The sequence below is a fragment of the Globicatella sp. HMSC072A10 genome, assembly GCF_001811625.1.
In the GTDB taxonomy this organism is placed as follows: Bacteria; Bacillota; Bacilli; order Lactobacillales; family Aerococcaceae; genus Globicatella; species Globicatella sanguinis.
Genome location: NZ_KV805822.1, coordinates 16,856 through 35,746 on the forward strand (window position 1 = coordinate 16,856; position 18,891 = coordinate 35,746).

At 35.6% G+C, this 18,891-nt stretch carries 19 protein-coding genes and 1 pseudogene; 18 read left to right on the forward strand and 2 right to left on the reverse strand.

Annotation, left to right across the window (positions count from 1 at the left end):
• Positions 1-300, reverse strand: a pseudogene (locus HMPREF2811_RS11655) (type II toxin-antitoxin system PemK/MazF family toxin); the annotation flags it as partial.
• A 1,070-nt stretch (positions 301-1,370) separates the two neighbouring features.
• On the opposite strand from HMPREF2811_RS11655, the gene HMPREF2811_RS10745 reads away from it, so the two are divergent.
• From HMPREF2811_RS10745 to rpoZ, 6 genes are all read left to right on the forward strand, one after another.
• Positions 1,371-2,051 (forward strand): YoaK family protein, encoded by a 681-nt coding sequence (locus HMPREF2811_RS10745; protein ID WP_071409319.1) that lies wholly within the window; start codon positions 1,371-1,373, stop codon positions 2,049-2,051.
• A 92-nt stretch (positions 2,052-2,143) separates the two neighbouring features.
• The gene (gene gdhA / locus HMPREF2811_RS10750) at positions 2,144-3,490 is read left to right on the forward strand and encodes an NADP-specific glutamate dehydrogenase (RefSeq protein WP_071409320.1); all 1,347 of its coding nucleotides are present in this window, start codon (positions 2,144-2,146) and stop codon (positions 3,488-3,490) included.
• Between the two features lie 171 nt (positions 3,491-3,661).
• Positions 3,662-4,039: a hypothetical protein gene (locus HMPREF2811_RS10755; protein WP_066125555.1), complete on the forward strand. Its 378-nt coding sequence runs from the start codon at positions 3,662-3,664 to the stop codon at positions 4,037-4,039.
• Between the two features lie 574 nt (positions 4,040-4,613).
• Complete coding sequence (proC, locus tag HMPREF2811_RS10760) at positions 4,614-5,420, forward strand: pyrroline-5-carboxylate reductase (protein WP_071409321.1); 807 nt, start codon at positions 4,614-4,616, stop codon at positions 5,418-5,420.
• A 238-nt stretch (positions 5,421-5,658) separates the two neighbouring features.
• Positions 5,659-6,297, forward strand: a complete 639-nt coding sequence (gmk, locus tag HMPREF2811_RS10765) for a guanylate kinase (protein ID WP_066125559.1) — start codon at positions 5,659-5,661, stop codon at positions 6,295-6,297.
• 2 nt (positions 6,298-6,299) lie between these two features.
• Positions 6,300-6,494, forward strand: a complete 195-nt coding sequence (gene rpoZ, locus HMPREF2811_RS10770) for a DNA-directed RNA polymerase subunit omega (protein WP_066125561.1) — start codon at positions 6,300-6,302, stop codon at positions 6,492-6,494.
• 406 nt (positions 6,495-6,900) lie between these two features.
• On the opposite strand, the gene HMPREF2811_RS11660 is transcribed toward rpoZ, so the two are convergent.
• The gene (locus tag HMPREF2811_RS11660; protein WP_066125563.1) at positions 6,901-7,515 is read right to left on the reverse strand and encodes a DUF4430 domain-containing protein; all 615 of its coding nucleotides are present in this window, start codon (positions 7,513-7,515) and stop codon (positions 6,901-6,903) included.
• Between the two features lie 130 nt (positions 7,516-7,645).
• On the opposite strand from HMPREF2811_RS11660, the gene tsaE reads away from it, so the two are divergent.
• From tsaE to HMPREF2811_RS10835, 12 genes are all read left to right on the forward strand, one after another.
• Positions 7,646-8,113, forward strand: a complete 468-nt coding sequence (gene tsaE / locus HMPREF2811_RS10780; protein WP_066125565.1) for a tRNA (adenosine(37)-N6)-threonylcarbamoyltransferase complex ATPase subunit type 1 TsaE — start codon at positions 7,646-7,648, stop codon at positions 8,111-8,113.
• The gene (locus tag HMPREF2811_RS10785; RefSeq protein WP_071409322.1) at positions 8,114-8,632 is read left to right on the forward strand and encodes a GNAT family N-acetyltransferase; all 519 of its coding nucleotides are present in this window, start codon (positions 8,114-8,116) and stop codon (positions 8,630-8,632) included.
• A 53-nt stretch (positions 8,633-8,685) separates the two neighbouring features.
• Positions 8,686-9,603 carry a UDP-N-acetylmuramate dehydrogenase gene (gene murB, locus HMPREF2811_RS10790; RefSeq protein WP_071409323.1) on the forward strand — a complete coding sequence of 306 codons (918 nt, stop codon included), beginning with the start codon at positions 8,686-8,688 and terminating at the stop codon, positions 9,601-9,603.
• Positions 9,604-10,244: 641 nt separating this feature from the next.
• Positions 10,245-10,568, forward strand: a complete 324-nt coding sequence (locus HMPREF2811_RS10795; RefSeq protein WP_066125572.1) for a botulinum/tetanus neurotoxin translocation domain-containing protein — start codon at positions 10,245-10,247, stop codon at positions 10,566-10,568.
• On the forward strand, positions 10,558-12,543 hold the full coding sequence (locus tag HMPREF2811_RS10800; protein WP_071409324.1) for a V-type ATP synthase subunit I: 1,986 nt from the start codon (positions 10,558-10,560) through the stop codon (positions 12,541-12,543). The genes HMPREF2811_RS10795 and HMPREF2811_RS10800 overlap by 11 nt, the downstream gene beginning before the upstream one ends.
• Before the next feature lie 20 nt (positions 12,544-12,563).
• On the forward strand, positions 12,564-13,040 hold the full coding sequence (locus HMPREF2811_RS10805) for a V-type ATP synthase subunit K (protein ID WP_071409325.1): 477 nt from the start codon (positions 12,564-12,566) through the stop codon (positions 13,038-13,040).
• A gap of 13 nt (positions 13,041-13,053) precedes the next feature.
• Positions 13,054-13,638 carry a hypothetical protein gene (locus tag HMPREF2811_RS10810; RefSeq protein WP_071409326.1) on the forward strand — a complete coding sequence of 195 codons (585 nt, stop codon included), beginning with the start codon at positions 13,054-13,056 and terminating at the stop codon, positions 13,636-13,638.
• A gap of 11 nt (positions 13,639-13,649) precedes the next feature.
• Positions 13,650-14,666 carry a V-type ATPase subunit gene (locus HMPREF2811_RS10815; RefSeq protein WP_071409327.1) on the forward strand — a complete coding sequence of 339 codons (1,017 nt, stop codon included), beginning with the start codon at positions 13,650-13,652 and terminating at the stop codon, positions 14,664-14,666.
• Positions 14,650-14,967 carry a V-type ATP synthase subunit F gene (locus tag HMPREF2811_RS10820; protein WP_071409328.1) on the forward strand — a complete coding sequence of 106 codons (318 nt, stop codon included), beginning with the start codon at positions 14,650-14,652 and terminating at the stop codon, positions 14,965-14,967. The genes HMPREF2811_RS10815 and HMPREF2811_RS10820 overlap by 17 nt, the downstream gene beginning before the upstream one ends.
• Positions 14,968-15,009: 42 nt before the next feature.
• On the forward strand, positions 15,010-16,788 hold the full coding sequence (locus HMPREF2811_RS10825) for a V-type ATP synthase subunit A (RefSeq protein ID WP_071409329.1): 1,779 nt from the start codon (positions 15,010-15,012) through the stop codon (positions 16,786-16,788).
• Entirely contained in the window at positions 16,788-18,173 is a 1,386-nt protein-coding gene (locus tag HMPREF2811_RS10830; protein ID WP_071409330.1) for a V-type ATP synthase subunit B, read from the forward strand. The genes HMPREF2811_RS10825 and HMPREF2811_RS10830 overlap by 1 nt, the downstream gene beginning before the upstream one ends.
• Positions 18,174-18,176: 3 nt before the next feature.
• Entirely contained in the window at positions 18,177-18,809 is a 633-nt protein-coding gene (locus tag HMPREF2811_RS10835) for a V-type ATP synthase subunit D (protein WP_071409331.1), read from the forward strand.
• Positions 18,810-18,891: the final 82 nt, after the last annotated feature.

Here is an 18,891-nt window from a genome sequence, read left to right on the forward strand (position 1 = left end):
ATTTAATTTTCTACTTCTTGCCCACTCCCTAAGTGTCCCAGAATAAATAGAATCCTTTTTATTTATTACAATAGCATAATGAGTACCACCAATTTCGTGTCCAACGTTGAAACCGAAATCCACTTTAATTATCGAACCTCTAGAGTATGCCCAATACTTTTCTTTTTTTTTACTTTCGCTAATTGCATAACCAAAAAGACGATTTATCCATTTTAGTAAATTCAAATTTTGTTTTTCATTTTTATGTCTGTACACTGCGATTTTTTTCTTTATTTTCTCTATAGTATTTTCTTCATTCAATTTTTCGACTCCTTGTAAATTTTTTGCCAAATCATTGATTTATTTTTTCAAAATATTTTGACTTTCACTCTGGTTGCATTCTGACGATAGAGTATACGTTTTACTAATCTAAATATAATATGGTGCACAAGCATCATGAATCATTGCAAGTAATACATTATCTTGATTTTTGTACACTTTTGAAGGTGGAAACTTCGGCATTATTTAACAAAAATCCAGTAATCTTAATATTATAAACAACTTATTATTTGTAAATTATTACGTAAGTCTCATTTTTAATATCAGGATTTATAATTATGAATCACCTTACGTTTTAAGGAATAACAATTTTCTAATCGAAATGAATTCAACAGGAAATATTAAGTTACAATATTATTGAACTACAAACATTAGAATCACGAATTTAATCGATTTGATGATAAGAATTTATTTATTTTTATTGGTTGTAGTAAAGCAGGATGGTAATCTTTAATTCTAGAATCGAAATCAATTTTATGACCTTTAGTTAATATTTTAAATTTTGAACATTTCCACAGATAGTTCTAGAAGTTCCATTGAAATATCCGTATAAGGTACTTTTTGAAATTTTTAAAACTCTGATATTTCTGTTTGATTTTTAATTTTATATTTAACTAATGAATTCAAATAAGCAGATAGTATTTTCTTGGTTTGTATGTCATGTAGTTTTAATTCTTTTTCTAACCTTATTTTATTCACCTCTCTTTTTTCTTATTTATACAACACGAAAAATCATACTACTATACAGTAATTACGGAAAAAATCGATTTAGTATTCAAAGGATATTCAAATATACGAATTAATTCCTAATATAAGAAGTCAATTTTATAAACAATCAAAATGTAATTAAATCAATGATTGAAAAGCTAGTCGAAATCCTTTTGCAGGACTTTTATCATTACGATACCCATATAACTTACATTTTATCTCCATGAAAATAAAATCAATCGATACTGTACACATATCTAAACACACGGTATAATTGCATTTGAATGAAAATAAATAATGGCTCATTTCATTTTAATTATTAATATTATATAAAGAGGGATGCTATGCTTAGACGATTAAGGCGATTGTTATTTTTCTGGATGTTTTCCTTAACATTTTCAGCAGGATTTTTGAATGCCAGTAGTTTTCTGCAATATTCTTATGTGGTAACGCATCATACAGGGACGGTTACACAGATGGGATTAGTTGTGGCTGAAAATAATTGGCCTTTGATAAAATTATATTTCGGGTTAATTATGGCTTATATTTTTGGTGGAGTGATTGCGGGAATGCTTTTTCCAAAAGAAATCTTCACACCTCAAAAACGCTATGGTGGGATTTTAATTATATTAAATGGTGTGTTATTGATATTATTACAAATTTCAGCCCTCCATTCGATATTATTGTATTATTTGAGTTTTATGATCGCATTACAAAATGGGATGTTTTTATCTTATCGGGGCATGATTGTTCGTACTTCTCATGTTTCGGGAACGTTAACGGACATCGGTCTAACCTTTGGACGCTGGGTACGTAGCCAAAACCATCATTATAAGATGAAATTTATCTTTTTAACGGTAAACTTTCTAGCTTTCTTGAGTGGAAGTTTATTAGCTGGCATTTTGAGTACTCTGATTGCATTCAATTTGCTTTATGTAAATGTTATGATAAATATTATTTTAGGTATTATATCGTATATTCTATATTATCAATTTAAAGCACTAGATGTAGAACATTTAGGATAGTTAATTCATTAAAAAATTATTAATTATTATCGTGTTTTATGTGAATACAATGAGATTTGTGCTATACTAGGACTATCCAAAATAAAGGGGAAATGACAATGACTCAATCTTATATAACAAAAGTATATGAAACTCTTACTGCAAAATATCCACATGAAAAAGAATATTTACAAGCAGTAAAGGAATTTTTTCATGCAATTTCGCCGGTAGTTGAGGCTCATCCAGAATATGAGCAATTAGCAATTTTAGAACGGATTGTAGAACCAGAGCGGATTATTAGTTTTAGAGTGCCATGGGTCGATGACCAAGGTCAAGTACAAGTCAACCGTGGATATCGTGTGCAATTTAGTTCATTAAATGGCCCTTATAAAGGGGGACTTCGTTTCCATCCGACCGTTAATCAAAGTATTTTGAAGTTTTTAGGTTTTGAACAAATTTTCAAAAATATGTTAACCGGTCTGCCAATCGGTGGAGGTAAAGGTGGCGCTGACTTTGATCCCAAAGGTAAATCAGATGTAGAAGTGATGCGTTTTTGTCAATCATTTATGACAGAATTAAGTAAACATGTCGGGCCAGATGTTGACGTTCCTGCTGGAGATATCGGTGTGGGTGGTCGTGAGATTGGTTATTTATTAGGCCAATACAAACGACTACAGGGACCAATGGCAGGCGTATTAACTGGAAAACCCGTTGCTGCTAACGGTTCTAAAGGTCGTACTGAAGCCACCGGCTATGGTTTGGTTTATTTCTTAAATGAGATGTTAAAGGAAGCCGGACAAACGATGACAGGTAAAAAAGTAATGATTTCTGGTTCAGGGAATGTAGCCTTTTTTGCAGCGAAAAAAGTAACTGAATTAGGGGGCATTGTGGTTACAATGAGTGACTCAAACCATGCCATTTTCAATCCTAATGGTATTAATTTAGACGCCGTTGAAGAATTAAAAGTAAAGGGTCGTGAACGTATTAGTCGTTACCAAGAATTTGATGCTGAAGCTGAAATAGTAGAAGGATCTGTTTGGGATTTAGACGTTAAAGCGGATATTGCCTTACCTTGTGCAACGCAAAACGAAATCAATCAAGCTCAGGCCGAACGCTTAGTTAAAAATGCGATAAAAATGGTAGTTGAAGGCGCCAATATGCCAAGTGACTCTGATGCGATTGAAGTCTATCGTGAAAACCAAATTCATTATGGACCGAGTAAAGCGGCTAATGCTGGAGGAGTGGCAGTTTCTGCTTTAGAAATGAGTCAAAACTCAATGCGATTAAAATGGACGAGTGAACGAGTCGATCAAGAGTTACAACAAATTATGAAAAATATTTTCGCACAATGTGTTAAAGCTCGTGACACTTATGATTTAGGTGTTGATTATGGTGCAGCAGCTGACATTGCATCATTTGAACAAGTAGCTGAATTGATGATGATTCATGGCGTTATTTAAGACTTTTCACTTTTTTCTTATAAATAGTTAAGCTGATTGAAGCTAACAGTCTCAGTGGGAGTAAGTATCAGAATTGGAAATGAACGAATTTTCAATTAATGACTACTCTCACTGCTTTTTTTAACTTCGATAAAATGGTATAATGACTTTGATTGAAGAGGAGGAGAAGTTATGAATGCCTATTGGCTTAATTTACCAGTTGAAAGTATTCGTAATACTGGCACCTTTTTTGAAGGTTTAGATATGAGAGTTGATTATTCAACAGAGCAACAGACTTGTACAGTCACCTTCCATGATGGTATGAAAATAGTGTTTACCCAAAGAAATAGATTTACAGAAAATACAGGTATCGCATGGAAAGAACCGAGTGAATATGCAGCGGTAATTCATATTATGATGCAAGACGCGACTTCATTACGCAACTTACTTCATATTGCAATGTTAAGTGGAGGAGAAATTTTAAAAGAGCCATTCGAATACGAAGGTCGATTAATGGCTTATTTTGAAGATTATAATGGCTATCATTACGCTATGATTAGTGAGCTTTAATACTTAATCGTTTTTGAAGAGCATTTAAAAATGGATGGTGGGACTTATTCAATGGTTAATTGAGGTTAATTGAGGTCTATTGAGGTCTATTGAGGTTCATTGAGAAGGAAGATATTATGCATCATTCCGACTAAAATTACCATGTTAGTCTGCTTTTGACTTTCTACGACGTGTAGCGGTTTAAGTTATTATCAGAGCCAATCAATCAACAGGTTAGCTTTTAATGAAAGTATTTAGCTAAGTGTAATTTATTGAGGCTTTAAGTATTTAGCTCAGTAAAATTTATTGATGATTCAAGTTTCTAGGAAATTTGAAACTCGCTATCATTGAAAAGAATGTGGTAAACCATAAAGATTGTTCTAAGACAGGGAGAATTCTGTTAATAACGGGTCATCCAATCATTAGAACAATCTTTATATATTTGCATAAGATGTAAGGTGTAAGCAAATTTGTTGGATAGTCTTGAAACAGAGCATTCGATTACCTAATTGCTTCATTGATGAAAGACATTTAAACAATTGCACTTTGCTATTTTTTGTATGATACTAAATGGAATAAGATGGAGGGATTTAAAATGAAAATAGGTTTTATTGGGATTGGAAATATGGGGAGTGCCGTCGCTTTAGGTGTTAGTAAAGCGGTAGATCAACATACCCCATTTTTATTAAGTAATCACAATTACGAAAAAGCAAATTCCTTAAGTCAGCAAATATCGCAAACAGTGGAAATTCTCGATAATGAAACCATTGTTTCATCTGCGACTATCATTTTTTTAGGATTAAAACCATCGATGATACTGAGTGAGCTTCATCAACTTACTAAATTAGCAAAACCAGGGACTATCTGGATATCAATGGCGACCGGTGTGAGTATCGCTCAAATGGAGAGTGCCATTTCTGATGAGCAAAAAGTAATTCGCATTATGCCTAATACACCAGTTGCGATTGGTCAAGGAATGACCACCTATATTTTATCGGACTTTATTACTGATGATGAGCATCAACTATTTAAACAGTTAATGAGTCAAACAGGGCAGTTAATGAAGATAGCAGAATCACAAATGAATGCCGCAAGTGCTGTCGCTGGTTGTGGTCCGGCATTTATTTATCAATTGATTGAAGCCTTAGCTGATGGTGGCGTTAGAGCCGGTTTGCCACGAGAGATGGCTCAACGTTTAGCCGCTCAAATGGTACAGGGTTCTGCACAAATGGTTATTGAAACCGGCCAACATCCTGGTGCTTTAAAAGATGCAGTGACTTCACCAGGAGGAAGTACGATTGCAGGGGTTGCTTCGCTAGAGCAAAATGGCTTTCGTCATGCCGCGATGGAGGCAGTGTATCAATCGTTTTTAAAAACAAAAAGCATGTCCCAATCAAAGTAAAGTTGATTAAGAGTGATTTTATAAAGTGAATCATTCCAACAGATTTTCAGCATTCTTTAATAGATTTAAATATTTGGACAGAATGGTTTGCATTCATGATTTATTTTCGCTATATTAACATTAATATAGAAAATTTTACATTTTAATGAAAAGTTAGAATATACCTTTCATGAAAATATGTAGTGTGATACAATTACAGTTATAAATTATTGACAGAATAGATAGGCGGAGGTATTGAATGGCACAACAAAGAGGACTACTCATAATTTTATCAGGACCATCAGGGGTAGGGAAAGGAACAGTTCGAGCAGCAATTTTTAAAGACAATAAATTTAATTATGTTTATTCAGTCTCGGCAACCACCCGTCCAAGTAGACCTGGTGAAGTAGATGGTGTCGATTATTATTTTGTTTCAAAAGAGCAGTTTAAACAATATATTGAAGAAGATGCATTATTAGAGTATGCTGAATATGTAGGCAATTATTATGGGACACCAATCCAAAAAATTGAAGAAAACTTAGCAGCTGGTAATGATGTGTTTTTAGAAATTGAAGTTCAAGGTGCGCTAAAAGTACGTGAGCGCATGCCCGAGGGGATTTTTATTTTTCTTGCTCCGCCAAGTTTAGATGAATTAAAATCACGGATTACTGGACGTGGCACTGACCGTGAAGATGTCATTTTAGAAAGAATGCAAATGGCTAAAGAAGAAATTGATATGATGCAACATTATGATTATGTTGTCGTCAATGATACGGTAGAACATGCCGTTGATAAAGTGAATGCGATTATTCAAAGTGAACATTTAAAAGTAGAGCGCATCGTGGATCGTATTCGTGCAGATATTAAAAATTATTTTCAACAAGAAGGAGAACGATAATTATGATGTTATACCCATCCATTGATAAATTGATTAAAAAAGTGCCGTCTAAATATGGTTTAATTATTTTAGCGAGCAAGCGCGCACATGATATGCGTAATAACAATGATTACATTTTAGAAGAATATCAATCAGAAAAACCTGTTGGTAAAGCTTTAGAAGAAGTCATCGAAGGTGTATTAAAACCTGAGGAGTAATGCAATACTTTAGATTATAAAACCCGTTAACCTATTGAAAAGGTTGGCGGGCTTTTGTATTGTAAAAGCGAAAATGTTGATATGTATAGTATGATGATCCGCTATTTAAGAAAGGTGTCAAAATGACGACCGTGAAGCGACGCTGAATAGGAGGGACGTTGAAAAATAGAGTGAAAAATCTATCAATATTATAGTTGTTATTCTAAATGCGAGTGAAAGAGATACCAACACCTACTTTTCATCTAAAATATACCTATCATGATCTAACCAGTTTTGCGCATTTAAAAATTGAGTAAATGGAGTATTAAAATATCTTATCAAATCTAACATGATCGGCGACCAGTCATGGGGAATAATAAAAAAACTCTTGAGTGAGATACTCAAGAGTCATAAGCATTTATAATTATTATTCAGGAATGATGTTAACTGGTAAGTCGTCAGGGAATCCATAATACCATTCAACGGTGTCGCCTTCAGAAAGTGTTTGTGAGACAACACCAAATTCTGCGTACTCACCATTTAATAAGTAAACCCAAGTTTTACCTGTTTCATAGTCATTTTCAATACCATCGATAACATCAATGATTCCTTCATCTTCATTGAAGTTGAATTCTAACTCTTCAATGGAACTCATGGCATCGATAACAGAACCTTCTACAGCATCTTTAGCTACGAATTTAGCTGTTTCTTCACCATCTACATATAATGTGAATTTAACGTCAGTTGCAGCGACATCAGCATCTTCTGTTTCGTCGCCTTCTTGAGTTTCTTCACCTTCAACGGTTGTTTCGCCTTCTTGAGTTTCTTCACCTTCAGCTGTTGTTTCACCTTCTTCAGTTGATTCATCAGCAACGGTTGTAGTATCATTTGGTGTGCTTACTTGTGAACCAGTCGTTTCAGCAACGGTTGTTGCTTCTGGTGCAGCTGTTGTTGTTTGTTCAGCTGGTTTGTTTTGGTTACCACATGCCACAAGCATTAATGTTAAAATCGGTAGAGATAATAATTTTACATATTTCTTCATGGTCAACGACCTCCTATAGTTTGTCTTTGTTATTATTAAATTTATCAAGAAATGCTAGTAAAGTCAAATTATTCGCAATATTATCATAGTTTAAATATAATAAAATTAATTAAGTTTGAGAGGTAGAAGCATGCATTTTTATATTGATTCAATTGAAGAGACACAAGCGTTAGCGTCTAAGATGGCTCAATGGTTAAAGCCAGGAATGGTTATTTTATTAGATGGACCACTCGGTAGTGGCAAAACCACTTTTACCCAAAAGGTTGGTAAGGAGCTAGGCGTGAAAAGAGCCATTAAAAGTCCAACTTACACGATTGTCAAAGAATATCCCTTACCTGAATTTAAATTGATTCATATTGATGCCTATCGTTTAGAAGAAGGGGGCGCGGATACGATTGATTTTGATAGTTATCTGAATGAACCGTCCATCATTTTTATTGAATGGTCAGAATATTTAGACGACTATTTACCATTAAATCGTCTTCGTATTAAATTTGTTCCCCAAACAGATCCTAATCAAAGAGAAATAATTTTAACAGTTGAAGGAGAGTCAACCGTGCAATATCAAGAGCTGTTAGAAAAAATGGAGGAGATTTAATTGACAGAGGAGTTAGAAATCGATGTTAGGGTGGCGAAACCACAAGATGCCCGGGCAATTTTAGGTTTATGTGAACAAGTCGGTAGTGAAACTCCCTATTTAACTTTCGGTGAAGAAGGTTTGAACCTGACGGTTCAAGAAGAAGTGGCCATCATCAATAAATATAACAAGGCACAAAACAGTATTTTATTAGTGAGTGAGGTCGATGATCAAATTATTGGGATGTCGAATATTACGCAATTTAATGCCGCTAAGCAACGTCATATTGCTGAGGTTGGCATTTGTTTAGTGGAAGAATATTGGGGTTACGGTATTGCTTCGATGATGATGGAAATGATGATTGAATTTGCAGAAAATTCAGATTTGAAAGTCATTACTCTCGAAGTGGCCCAAAGAAATGAAGCCGCAATTAAGTTATACGAAAAATTCGGTTTCGAGATAGTGGGAAATTTGCGTAAACGATTAAAAGTAGAGGGTTGTTATTTAGATTCTTTTGTAATGGAAAAAGTACTCGATTAAGTAAAAAGATTATGTTAAAATAAGACGTATTGAAAAGCGAAGGAATGAAATGAATGACATTATCAAACTTAATGGATTTAAATTTATCCATGAAAATTGAATTAGATGAGCCATTATCAAAATACACGTATACTAAAACAGGTGGCCCTGCTGATGCAGTAGCGTTTCCTGAAACCAAAGAAGATTTAAAAACATTAATTAACTGGGTAAAAGCGAACCATATTCCCTTAACGATATTAGGCAATGCTAGTAATTTAATCGTCCGTGATGGCGGAATTCGAGGACTGGTTATTATTTTGACGTCTATGAAAGAAATGTCGATTAACGGCAATGAAGTTTATGCTCAAAGTGGCGTGCCATTAATCGAAGTCAGTCGTCAAGCTGGTGCACACAATTTGACTGGACTTGAGTTTGCTTGTGGAATTCCAGGCAGCATTGGTGGTGCTGTATATATGAATGCGGGTGCCTATGGTGGCGAAGTGGTGGACATCATTGAATCGGTCGATATTTTAACACGCGATGGTGAATTTAAGACTATTCAAAATGCAGACTGCGAATTCAGTTATCGTCATAGCATTTTCCAAACTAATGAGGATATCGTAATTGGGGTTAAATTTGTATTAGCTCAAGGCGATGGTGAAGCGATTCAGGCCAAAATGGCTGAATTGACCGAATTACGTCAAAGTAAACAACCGTTAGAATACCCATCTTGTGGCAGTGTTTTTAAGCGTCCAACGGGATATTTTACCGGTAAATTAATTCAAGAAGCAGGGCTACAAGGCTACCGTATTGGTGGTGCTGAAGTCTCTAAAAAACATGCAGGTTTCATTGTTAATATTGACAATGCCACCGCAACAGATTATGTGCGCTTAATTGAATATATTCAAGAAGTCATTTGGCGTAACAATCAAGTGCGTCTTGAACCAGAAGTGCGTATCATAGGAGAAGCGGTTGAAAAAATAGTTCAATAATCGTTTGAGACGATAAGTAGGTGAAGTTCATTAGTAACTTTGACTTGCTTATCGTTTTTTTATTTTCGGTGGGGCAAGTCATTTTTATATCGTGTGAGTATTGCTTTTAATCAATCGGGTATTACTATTTTTTCAAATCTTAACCTTTGAGTATTACTTTCAATTAATCCTTTATGGTGGTTGGTTGCAATTGATAACGAGTAAGTATTTCTTCAAGTCAAAACGCATCAAAAAACTTTCAAAATATCAACCACACTGGCTGCTTTTTTATGGGAGTGGACCAGAAGTAGAAAATTGAATAATTTTCCTTCGTCGGCCCACCCCCGCACAGTTTGAGACCACTCAACCACTGCGCTATTAATTATCGAATAATAATTTTAATTAAGTTTATCAATTTTATGCCCGGCCTTTCTTTCCTTTTTTAGTCAAATAGAGAGAAAATCATCATAACTTAATTATTAAATTTTTCTTAAGAAACAATAGTCCCATTATATTATATAAATATGAAGGAAACTTTCATATATCAAAAAATGGAAACGCTTTTTATTATTTAGATGAGAATGAAGCAAGTTCTTTACTTAAATTTTTGGTAAAAATTTGCTATAATATTAAATGTTAGTGTTAAGAGGAGGTGTGAAAGGATGCCACATTCAACATTGGAAGAAATGAACGCCATTGAAATGGAAGCTCAAGCAGTCCAAACAAAGTATCAGGAAAAGATTGAAGACGCTCGTGTAAAAATGGAACAAAAATTAAAAGAAGCAAATGAAGCGTTTGACGTCGAAACAAAGCAAATGATAGCCGAAGCGCGCCAACACTTCGATGATCAAGAACAACAAGCAAAGGAAAAATTAGCTCAGCGTGTTCAAGAAAATGAAGCACAACTTCAAGAAGCTCTTGGTGATAAAAGGGAGTATTTAATTAATCAAATAGTAGAAAGGGTGGTGAAAGAATATGGCAATTAGCCCAATGCAAAAGGTGACGCTCATTTCGTCACGCGAACATTTAGAAGCGATTCTTTCATCGGTCCAACGATTACGACGAATTCAAGTGGTGGATTTACGACAAGACAATCAGAATAGTTCAGAGTTAGTACCATTAATTGAAGAGTATGATGAGGAACAGCAACAAATCGTCTATGATGATGAAGCCTTACATGCGATTACTAATCGACTTAAACGAATAAATCATGCGATTGAACAATTGGAAGACTATGAAGTAAAAGACAATTGGTTCAAGCAATTGCAGACTGAAAAACCACGTTTATCATTCGCAGAATTTCAACAACATAATCAACAATTTGCTGAGCAACAAGTCATTACCGAAACGAATGAATTAACAGCTCGTATTAAGGAAATTGATGAGTTGTTGGAAAAACGCAATGATCAAATTGATAAATATCGTAAATGGCGAGAGCTAGATATTACACCAACTGCTATAGAGCAGTTCCAGTATATTAAAGCAGTTATCGGAACGGTACCGAATGTTGAAAATAATCAATATATTCAAAAAATAAAACAACATCCAACTATCGTTCATAAAGTTATTTTCTTAAATGATTATGAATATGGTTTAGTCATTTTCTATCAAGAAGATGAAACGAATGCGTTAGAAACTTTATTAGCGGAAGCCAATTTCAATCCGATTGAATATCCTTATCGTACTTTACCAGGTAAGAAGATTGAAGGTTGGGATGCGGAAATTCAACAGTTGAAAGAGGAACGTCGTTCCATTATTCAAAAAATGAAATCAACGAAACGTGAATTAGCGGGCTTAAAGGTTCAAGCAGATTTTGTAAAAACGGCTTATGAACGTGAATTAACTAAGAAAAAAGTTGGTATTACACAACATTTAATGGCGATTGAAGGTTGGATTGAACAAAGTGAATTTGCTGTCTTCAAACAAGCGATACTAGAAGAGTTCGGTAACAAAGTAGTTATTAGAACAGCGGATGTTCAAGCTGACGAAGTGGACGAAGTCCCAATTAAATTAAAAAACAATTTCTTAGTTAAACCATTTGAATTAATTACACGCATGTACGCTTTACCAAAATATGATGAATTGGACCCAACGCCATTTTTAATGCCATTTTATTTTGTCTTCTTTGGCATGATGGTGGCCGATGCGGGTTATGGCTTATTAATTTTTATTTTAAGTCTGTTGGCACTTAAAGTATTCAATTTATCAGAAGGAATGCAAAATGCCTTAAGATTTGGCGCTATTTTAAGTGTTTCAATTATGATTTGGGGTAGTCTTTACGGTTCCTTCTTTGGTTTTAGTTTACCATTTCAATTAATTAACCCGAATGAGGATGTCATGCTGATTCTAGGTATTTCTGTCGCTTTAGGTTTAATTCATATTTTTGCAGCATTAGCAATTAATACTTATTTAAAACTAAAAGAAAGAAATATAGTTGAAGCTTATTCAACAGGAGTGGCATGGGTTTTACTGTTAACAGGTTTTATTTTAATTGGAGTAGGCATGTTAGGTGAAAGCTATGCGGTCTTAGCTCTAATTGGTAAATGGTTAGCGATATTGAATGCTATTGGCATCGTCGTCGCATCTTGTATTAAAGCAGGCGGTATTGGTGGTTTAGGTTGGGGACTTTATGATTTATATGGCACGACGAGTTATATTGGGGATTTAGTCTCTTATACACGTTTGATGGCTTTAGGGTTATCAGGTGGTAGTATTGCTTTAGCATTCAATATGATTATTGACTTTATGCCTGGCGCAATGAAATTTACCGTTGGTATATTATTATTTATTGCCTTACATGCATTAAGTTTATTCTTATCACTTTTAAGTGCTTATGTGCATGGTGCTCGTTTAATTTTCGTTGAGTTTTTTGCTAAGTTTTACAATGGTGGCGGTCAAGAATTTAATCCGTTAACCATTTCGCAAGATTATGTCTCAATCAATGATGAAAAGAATCAATAAAAATTGGAGGAATTTTTAATATGGAACAATTTGTAGGATATTTTACACAAAATGGTGGCGCATTTTTTGCTAGTTTAGGGATTGTAGTTGCGGTTGTCTTTTCTGGTATGGGTTCTGCTCGTGCTGTTGGTTTGGCTGGTTCTGCAGCAGCTGCTTTATTAAAGGAAGAGCCTGAAAAATTCGCACAAGCATTAATTTTACAGTTATTACCGGGTACTCAAGGTTTATACGGATTCGTTATCGGATTTTTAACGGCTTTACAAATAGGTAATGGTTTAACTGTTCAACAAGGTTTAGGCTATTTATTTGCTGCTTTACCAATTGGGATTGTAGGATACTTCTCAGCAGCACACCAAGGAAATGTGGTCGTTTCAGCAATGCAAATTTTAGCGAAACGTCCTGAAGAAAATACAAAAGGTATCATCTTATCAGCGATGGTTGAAACCTACGCTATCTTAGCCTTCGTAGTATCATTTATCTTATTCTTAAATGTCTAGTGAGGTCGATAATATGAGCGACTTACAAAATTTACGTGAGTCCATCTTGCAAAAGGCGCACCAAGAAGGACAAGCGCAATTCGATAAAGCAAAGGAAGAACTTGAACATGAGTTTCAAACAAAATTAAAAGCACAGTTACATGAAAAAGAAAGTATGCGTAATGTGCAATTGAATCGAGAACAACAACGTTTATCTCGTTTGGAGCATCAAGTGTTAAATCAAGAAAGACAAGGCAGTTTAAATAGTCGCCAAGCATTAATGGACCAATTATTTGCCGGCGCCGTGCAAAAAATGGAAGCTTGGGATAATCAAACTTTCTTAGAATTTACCAGAACAATTTTAACTCAATTTAAAGACAAAGAATTACAAGTAGTTTTTGGTGAAAAGACACGTAATCGATTATCTTCATCAGAGTTACAATCATTATTGGAACAATTTCCAAAATTAACCATTGCTCAAGAGTCGATTTCAGATCAAAGTGGTTTTGTGGTAAAAGATCAACGTGTGGATTATAATTTCATGTTTGATCAATTAGTAAATTCTGTTCGCAATGATTTAAGTGCAGATTTAGCGCAACAAGTTTTTAATACCAAATAAGGGGGGATTTTATGACGACCCACGATTTTTCAGGTGTTAATACGACTATTAGTGTAAAGGAACAATATTTCCTAAGCCGAGAAGAATGGCAACAGTTACTTAATGCCAAAGATGCCGAGACATTATCCATCATTTTACAAAATTCACCTTATGAGATGTCAGTTGAACAGTTGTCTGACCCAGATAAGATTGAAGACGTATTAATGAGAGAATTGCGTAATGCTTATCGGTTTGTGTTTGAGGAGTCACCTCAGTCTGAAATAGTCGAAATTTTTTCAGCACAATACTTGTATCATAATTTAAAAGTATTAATGAAAATGAAGGTAACCGGTCACGATTTCGAGAATCTATTGATTGATATTGGCAAATTCCCATTGGATGCTTTAAGACATGTGACTCAAACATTTGAATCGAGTGTTTTATATCCCAATGTGGTGGAAGAAGTGAATCGTACTTGGCAAGATTATCAAGCTTACCAAGCACCAGAAGCTTTTGACGTCGGGTTTGATGGTGCCTATTTTGCTCATTTAAGACATCTCGATGAGAAAATCAATGATCCTAAAGTTACACCGATTATTAATGCATTAATTGATTTTTATAATGTCATTGCGATTAAACGCGCAATTGAATTAGATAGAGGTCATGGTTTCATGTTTACCATGATGACCAGTAAGGGATCTATTGAGAAGAAAGAGTTAATTGAACGGGTTGAACAAGGTCAATTAGCTCAATGGTTTGAAGAACAAACGCATATTTATTTTGGTGGGGTCTTTAAACCTTATATTGAAGATATGAATAACGGGACGATTACCGCCAATCAATTAGAGCATTTACGGGATGCCTATATTCATCAATATTTCTTCGAAAATCGTTTAGATGCTCAAGGACCTTTATTAGTATTGAAATATATTTTCGGTAAAGAGAATGAAATTAATAATTTAAGACTCGTATTAACTGGTCATGCCAATGGCATAGCCAAAGAAAGGATTCAAGAAAGGATGGGTGCGATTTATGGCGAAACAATATAAAGTAGCGGTCGTTGGAAATCGTGATGCCATTCTACCATTTAAAATGATTGGATTTGAAACTTTTCCAGTCAATACTGCTGATGAAACTAAAAAGACTTTGCGCCAATTAGAAAATGACCAATATGGAATTGTCTATTTAACGGAAGATTTCGCTCAAGAAATCCCGGATGTCATTCAATATTATGATACAGTCGTGACACCCGCTGTCATTTTAATTCCAACCCATCGTGGTAACTTTGGCATTGGTGCACAAAAAATTCAAGATAATGTCGAAAAAGCAGTCGGAATGAATATTCTATAAGCGGCTACTTAACAATTTAAAATTTATAAAGGAGGAAATAGATTGAGTCAAGGTAAAATTATTAAAGTATCTGGACCATTAGTTGTCGCTTCTGGAATGTCTGAAGCCAATATCCAAGATATTTGTCATGTAGGACATCTTGGATTAATTGGTGAAATCATTGAAATGCGACAAGATAAAGCCTCTATTCAAGTATATGAAGAAACAAGTGGACTTGCACCAGGTGAACCTGTAGTGACAACCGGGGAAGCTTTATCCGTCGAATTAGGCCCTGGTATTATGTCACAAATGTTTGATGGCATTCAACGTCCATTGGATACTTTTATGGAAGAGACTAAGAGTGATTATTTAATTCGTGGGGTTCAAGTACCCATCTTAGATCGTAATAAAAAATGGGCTTTTGAACCTAAAAAATCCGTAGGCGATTTTGTTTCGGCTGGTGATGTGATTGGCGTTGTCCAAGAAACCAAGGCAGTAGAACATCGTATTATGGTACCAGTCGGTGTAGAAGGAACATTAACGACAGTAGAATCAGGCGAGTTTACGATAGAAGAGGTTATTTATAAAGTTGACAAAGCAAATGGTGGCGAGTTTGAAGGCACGATGATTCAACGCTGGCCAGTGCGTAAAGGCCGTCCATTTGCCCAAAAATTAATTCCAGAAGAACCCATGATTACAGGACAACGTGTGGTCGATACATTCTTCCCGGTAACGAAAGGGGGAGCCGCAGCGGTTCCAGGACCTTTCGGAGCAGGTAAGACAGTTGTACAACACCAAATCGCAAAATATGCGAACGTAGATATTGTTGTTTACGTTGGATGTGGTGAACGTGGTAACGAAATGACGGACGTATTAAATGAATTCCCAGAATTGATTGACCCTAATACAGGCGAATCGATTATGGAAAGAACCATCCTAATTGCAAATACTTCTAATATGCCGGTAGCAGCGCGTGAAGCATCAATTTATACTGGGATCACAATTGCGGAATATTTCCGTGATATGGGTTACTCAGTGGCAATAATGGCGGACTCTACTTCTCGTTGGGCGGAAGCTCTACGTGAAATGTCAGGTCGTTTAGAAGAAATGCCAGGGGATGAAGGATATCCAGCATATTTAGGTTCACGTATTGCGGAATATTATGAGCGTGCAGGACGTGTTCGTGTATTAGGAAGCGAAGGCATTGAAGGAACGATTACAGCCATCGGTGCAGTATCACCTCCAGGTGGGGATACTTCTGAGCCTGTAACTCAAAATACTTTACGTATCGTGAAAGTTTTCTGGGGATTAGATGCCACCTTAGCGCGTAAACGTCACTTCCCATCTATTAACTGGTTAAGTTCTTATTCATTATATTTATCTGAAATCGGACAATATTTCGAAGAACACGGTCAAGAAGGCTGGTCTAAGAAGGTCACTAAAGCAATGAATTTATTGCAAAAGGAAAGTGAACTAGAAGAAATCGTTCGTTTAGTTGGGTTAGAGTCATTATCTGAACGTGACCGTATTACAATGAATACCGCACGAATGATTCGTGAAGACTACTTACAACAAAACGCATTTGATGATGTGGATACTTATACTTCTTTTGATAAGCAAGATACCATGTTAACGAATATTTTACACTTTGATGAAAAAGCACATGAGACTTTAAGTTTAGGAGCTTATTTCACCGATATTATGTCAAATACAGTCCAATTACGTGACCGTATCGCTAGAAGTAAATTTATTGCTGAAGAAGATATTGACAAAATTAAAGCATTATATGACGAAATTGATAAGACCATGCGTCATATTTTAGAACATGGAGGTGAGGCATAATGGCAGTAATTAAAGAATATCGTTCGGTTGAAGAAGTCGTTGGCCCACTGATGATTGTCGATGGTGTCGATGGCGTTAAATACAATGAATTAGTAGAAGTTGAAATGCAAAACGGTGAAGTCCGCCGCGGACAAGTGCTAGAAGTCCAAGAAAGTCGTGCCGTTGTGCAATTGTTTGAAGGATCTTCAGGTATCAACTTAAAGAACACGAAAGTACGTTTTAGCGGTAAACCACTTCATTTACCTGTTTCTGAAGATATGATTGGTCGTATTTTCAATGGGATGGGTGAACCGATTGATGGTGGACCGGCAATTATTCCAGAAAAATCATTAGACATTGATGGACAAGCTATTAATCCAGTGGCTCGTGATTATCCGGATGAGTTTATCCAAACAGGGATTTCAGCGATTGATCACTTAAACACTTTAGTTCGTGGACAAAAATTACCAGTATTCTCTGGATCTGGTTTACCACATAAAGAATTAGCGGCCCAAATTGCTCGTCAAGCCACCGTATTGAATTCTGATGATAAGTTTGCTGTTGTTTTTGCAGCAATGGGGATTACGTTCGAAGAAGCTGAATTCTTTATGAATGACTTGCGCGAAACAGGTGCGATTGATCGTTCCGTATTATTCGTTAACTTAGCGAATGACCCAGCGATTGAACGTATTGCGACGCCAAAAATTGCTTTAACAACAGCTGAGTATTTAGCTTATGAAAAAGGGATGCATGTCTTAGTAATTATGACGGACATGACGAACTATTGTGAGGCATTACGTGAAGTTTCGGCAGCTCGTCGTGAAGTTCCAGGTCGTCGTGGTTATCCAGGTTACTTATATACGAACTTATCAACATTATATGAACGTGCAGGACGTTTAGTTGGAAAACCAGGTTCTGTAACCCAAATTCCAATTTTATCGATGCCAGAAGATGATATTACGCATCCAATACCTGACTTAACCGGTTATATTACCGAAGGACAAATTATTCTTTCGCGTGAATTGGATAATATGGGTTATAAACCACCGATTAACGTATTACCATCATTATCACGATTGAAGGATAAAGGGTCAGGTGAAGGTAAAACACGTAAAGACCATGCACCAACCATGAACCAATTATTTGCGGCTTATGCTGAAGGTAAGCAAGCTAAAGAATTAGCAGCTATTCTAGGTGAGTCGGCGTTATCGGAAACAGATAAATTATATGTTGAGTTTACGACACGTTTTGAGCAAGAATATATTAATCAAGGATTTACGACTAACCGTTCTATTCAAGAAACCTTGGATTTAGGTTGGGACTTATTATCTATCTTGCCGCGTGAAGAGTTAAAACGTATTAAAGACGATATGATTGATGAATTCTTACCTAAAAAGGGGGAATAATTCATGGCTAGATTGAATGTCAATCCCACTCGGATGGAATTAAGCATTCTAAAAGAGCGTTTAAAGACGGCCACCCGTGGTCATAAACTATTGAAAGATAAGCAAGACGAATTGATGCGTCAGTTCATTATGAAAATTAAAGAAAATAATGAATTACGAAAAAAAGTTGAAGGACAACTGACTTCAGCGATGCAAGATTTTGTTTTAGCGAAATCAATGAAGAGTGATCAAATGGTGCAAGAAATCTTTTCTCTACCAGCCAAAGAAGTGAGTTTACAGGTTCGTTATGACTCTGTAATGAGTGTGAAGGTCCCAAAATTTAACTATGAGATAAAGGATCAATCGTTAGATAGTGAGTTTCCTTATAGTTATGTGGCTACAACTTCTGATATGGACCAAGCAATTGAGTCCGTTAACGAAAGCTTGACCGATATGCTAAAATTGGCAGAGATTGAAAAAGGATGTCAGTTGATGGCGGATGAGATTGAAAAGACCCGTCGTCGTGTGAATGCATTAGAATTCCGTACCATTCCTCAATTAGAAGAGACAATCTATTTCATAGAAATGAAATTAGAAGAGGCTGAGCGTGCGCAAGTAACGCGTATGATGAAGATTAAGGATATGGGACAAAAATAAAAGTGAAAAGGTCTGGTTAGAAAGAATGAATTTCTAGCCAGGCTTTTTTGTGTGCGCCCAGCATGGGCGTTAACTTGGCGGT

Bases quoted from the DNA above. Each gene is read 5' to 3' on its own strand.
- gmk (WP_066125559.1), top strand. From the start codon at position 5,659: ATGGCACAACAAAGAGGACTACTCATAATTTTATCAGGACCATCAGGG.
- HMPREF2811_RS11660 (WP_066125563.1), bottom strand. From the start codon at position 7,515: ATGAAGAAATATGTAAAATTATTATCTCTACCGATTTTAACATTAATG.
- proC (WP_071409321.1), top strand. From the start codon at position 4,614: ATGAAAATAGGTTTTATTGGGATTGGAAATATGGGGAGTGCCGTCGCT.
- HMPREF2811_RS10800 (WP_071409324.1), top strand. From the start codon at position 10,558: ATGGCAATTAGCCCAATGCAAAAGGTGACGCTCATTTCGTCACGCGAA.
- HMPREF2811_RS10795 (WP_066125572.1), top strand. From the start codon at position 10,245: ATGCCACATTCAACATTGGAAGAAATGAACGCCATTGAAATGGAAGCT.
- HMPREF2811_RS10815 (WP_071409327.1), top strand. From the start codon at position 13,650: ATGACGACCCACGATTTTTCAGGTGTTAATACGACTATTAGTGTAAAG.
- murB (WP_071409323.1), top strand. From the start codon at position 8,686: ATGACATTATCAAACTTAATGGATTTAAATTTATCCATGAAAATTGAA.
- HMPREF2811_RS10830 (WP_071409330.1), top strand. From the start codon at position 16,788: ATGGCAGTAATTAAAGAATATCGTTCGGTTGAAGAAGTCGTTGGCCCA.
- HMPREF2811_RS10835 (WP_071409331.1), top strand. From the start codon at position 18,177: ATGGCTAGATTGAATGTCAATCCCACTCGGATGGAATTAAGCATTCTA.
- HMPREF2811_RS10820 (WP_071409328.1), top strand. From the start codon at position 14,650: ATGGCGAAACAATATAAAGTAGCGGTCGTTGGAAATCGTGATGCCATT.
- HMPREF2811_RS10810 (WP_071409326.1), top strand. From the start codon at position 13,054: ATGAGCGACTTACAAAATTTACGTGAGTCCATCTTGCAAAAGGCGCAC.
- HMPREF2811_RS10805 (WP_071409325.1), top strand. From the start codon at position 12,564: ATGGAACAATTTGTAGGATATTTTACACAAAATGGTGGCGCATTTTTT.
- tsaE (WP_066125565.1), top strand. From the start codon at position 7,646: ATGCATTTTTATATTGATTCAATTGAAGAGACACAAGCGTTAGCGTCT.
- HMPREF2811_RS10755 (WP_066125555.1), top strand. From the start codon at position 3,662: ATGAATGCCTATTGGCTTAATTTACCAGTTGAAAGTATTCGTAATACT.
- gdhA (WP_071409320.1), top strand. From the start codon at position 2,144: ATGACAATGACTCAATCTTATATAACAAAAGTATATGAAACTCTTACT.
- rpoZ (WP_066125561.1), top strand. From the start codon at position 6,300: ATGATGTTATACCCATCCATTGATAAATTGATTAAAAAAGTGCCGTCT.
- HMPREF2811_RS10745 (WP_071409319.1), top strand. From the start codon at position 1,371: ATGCTTAGACGATTAAGGCGATTGTTATTTTTCTGGATGTTTTCCTTA.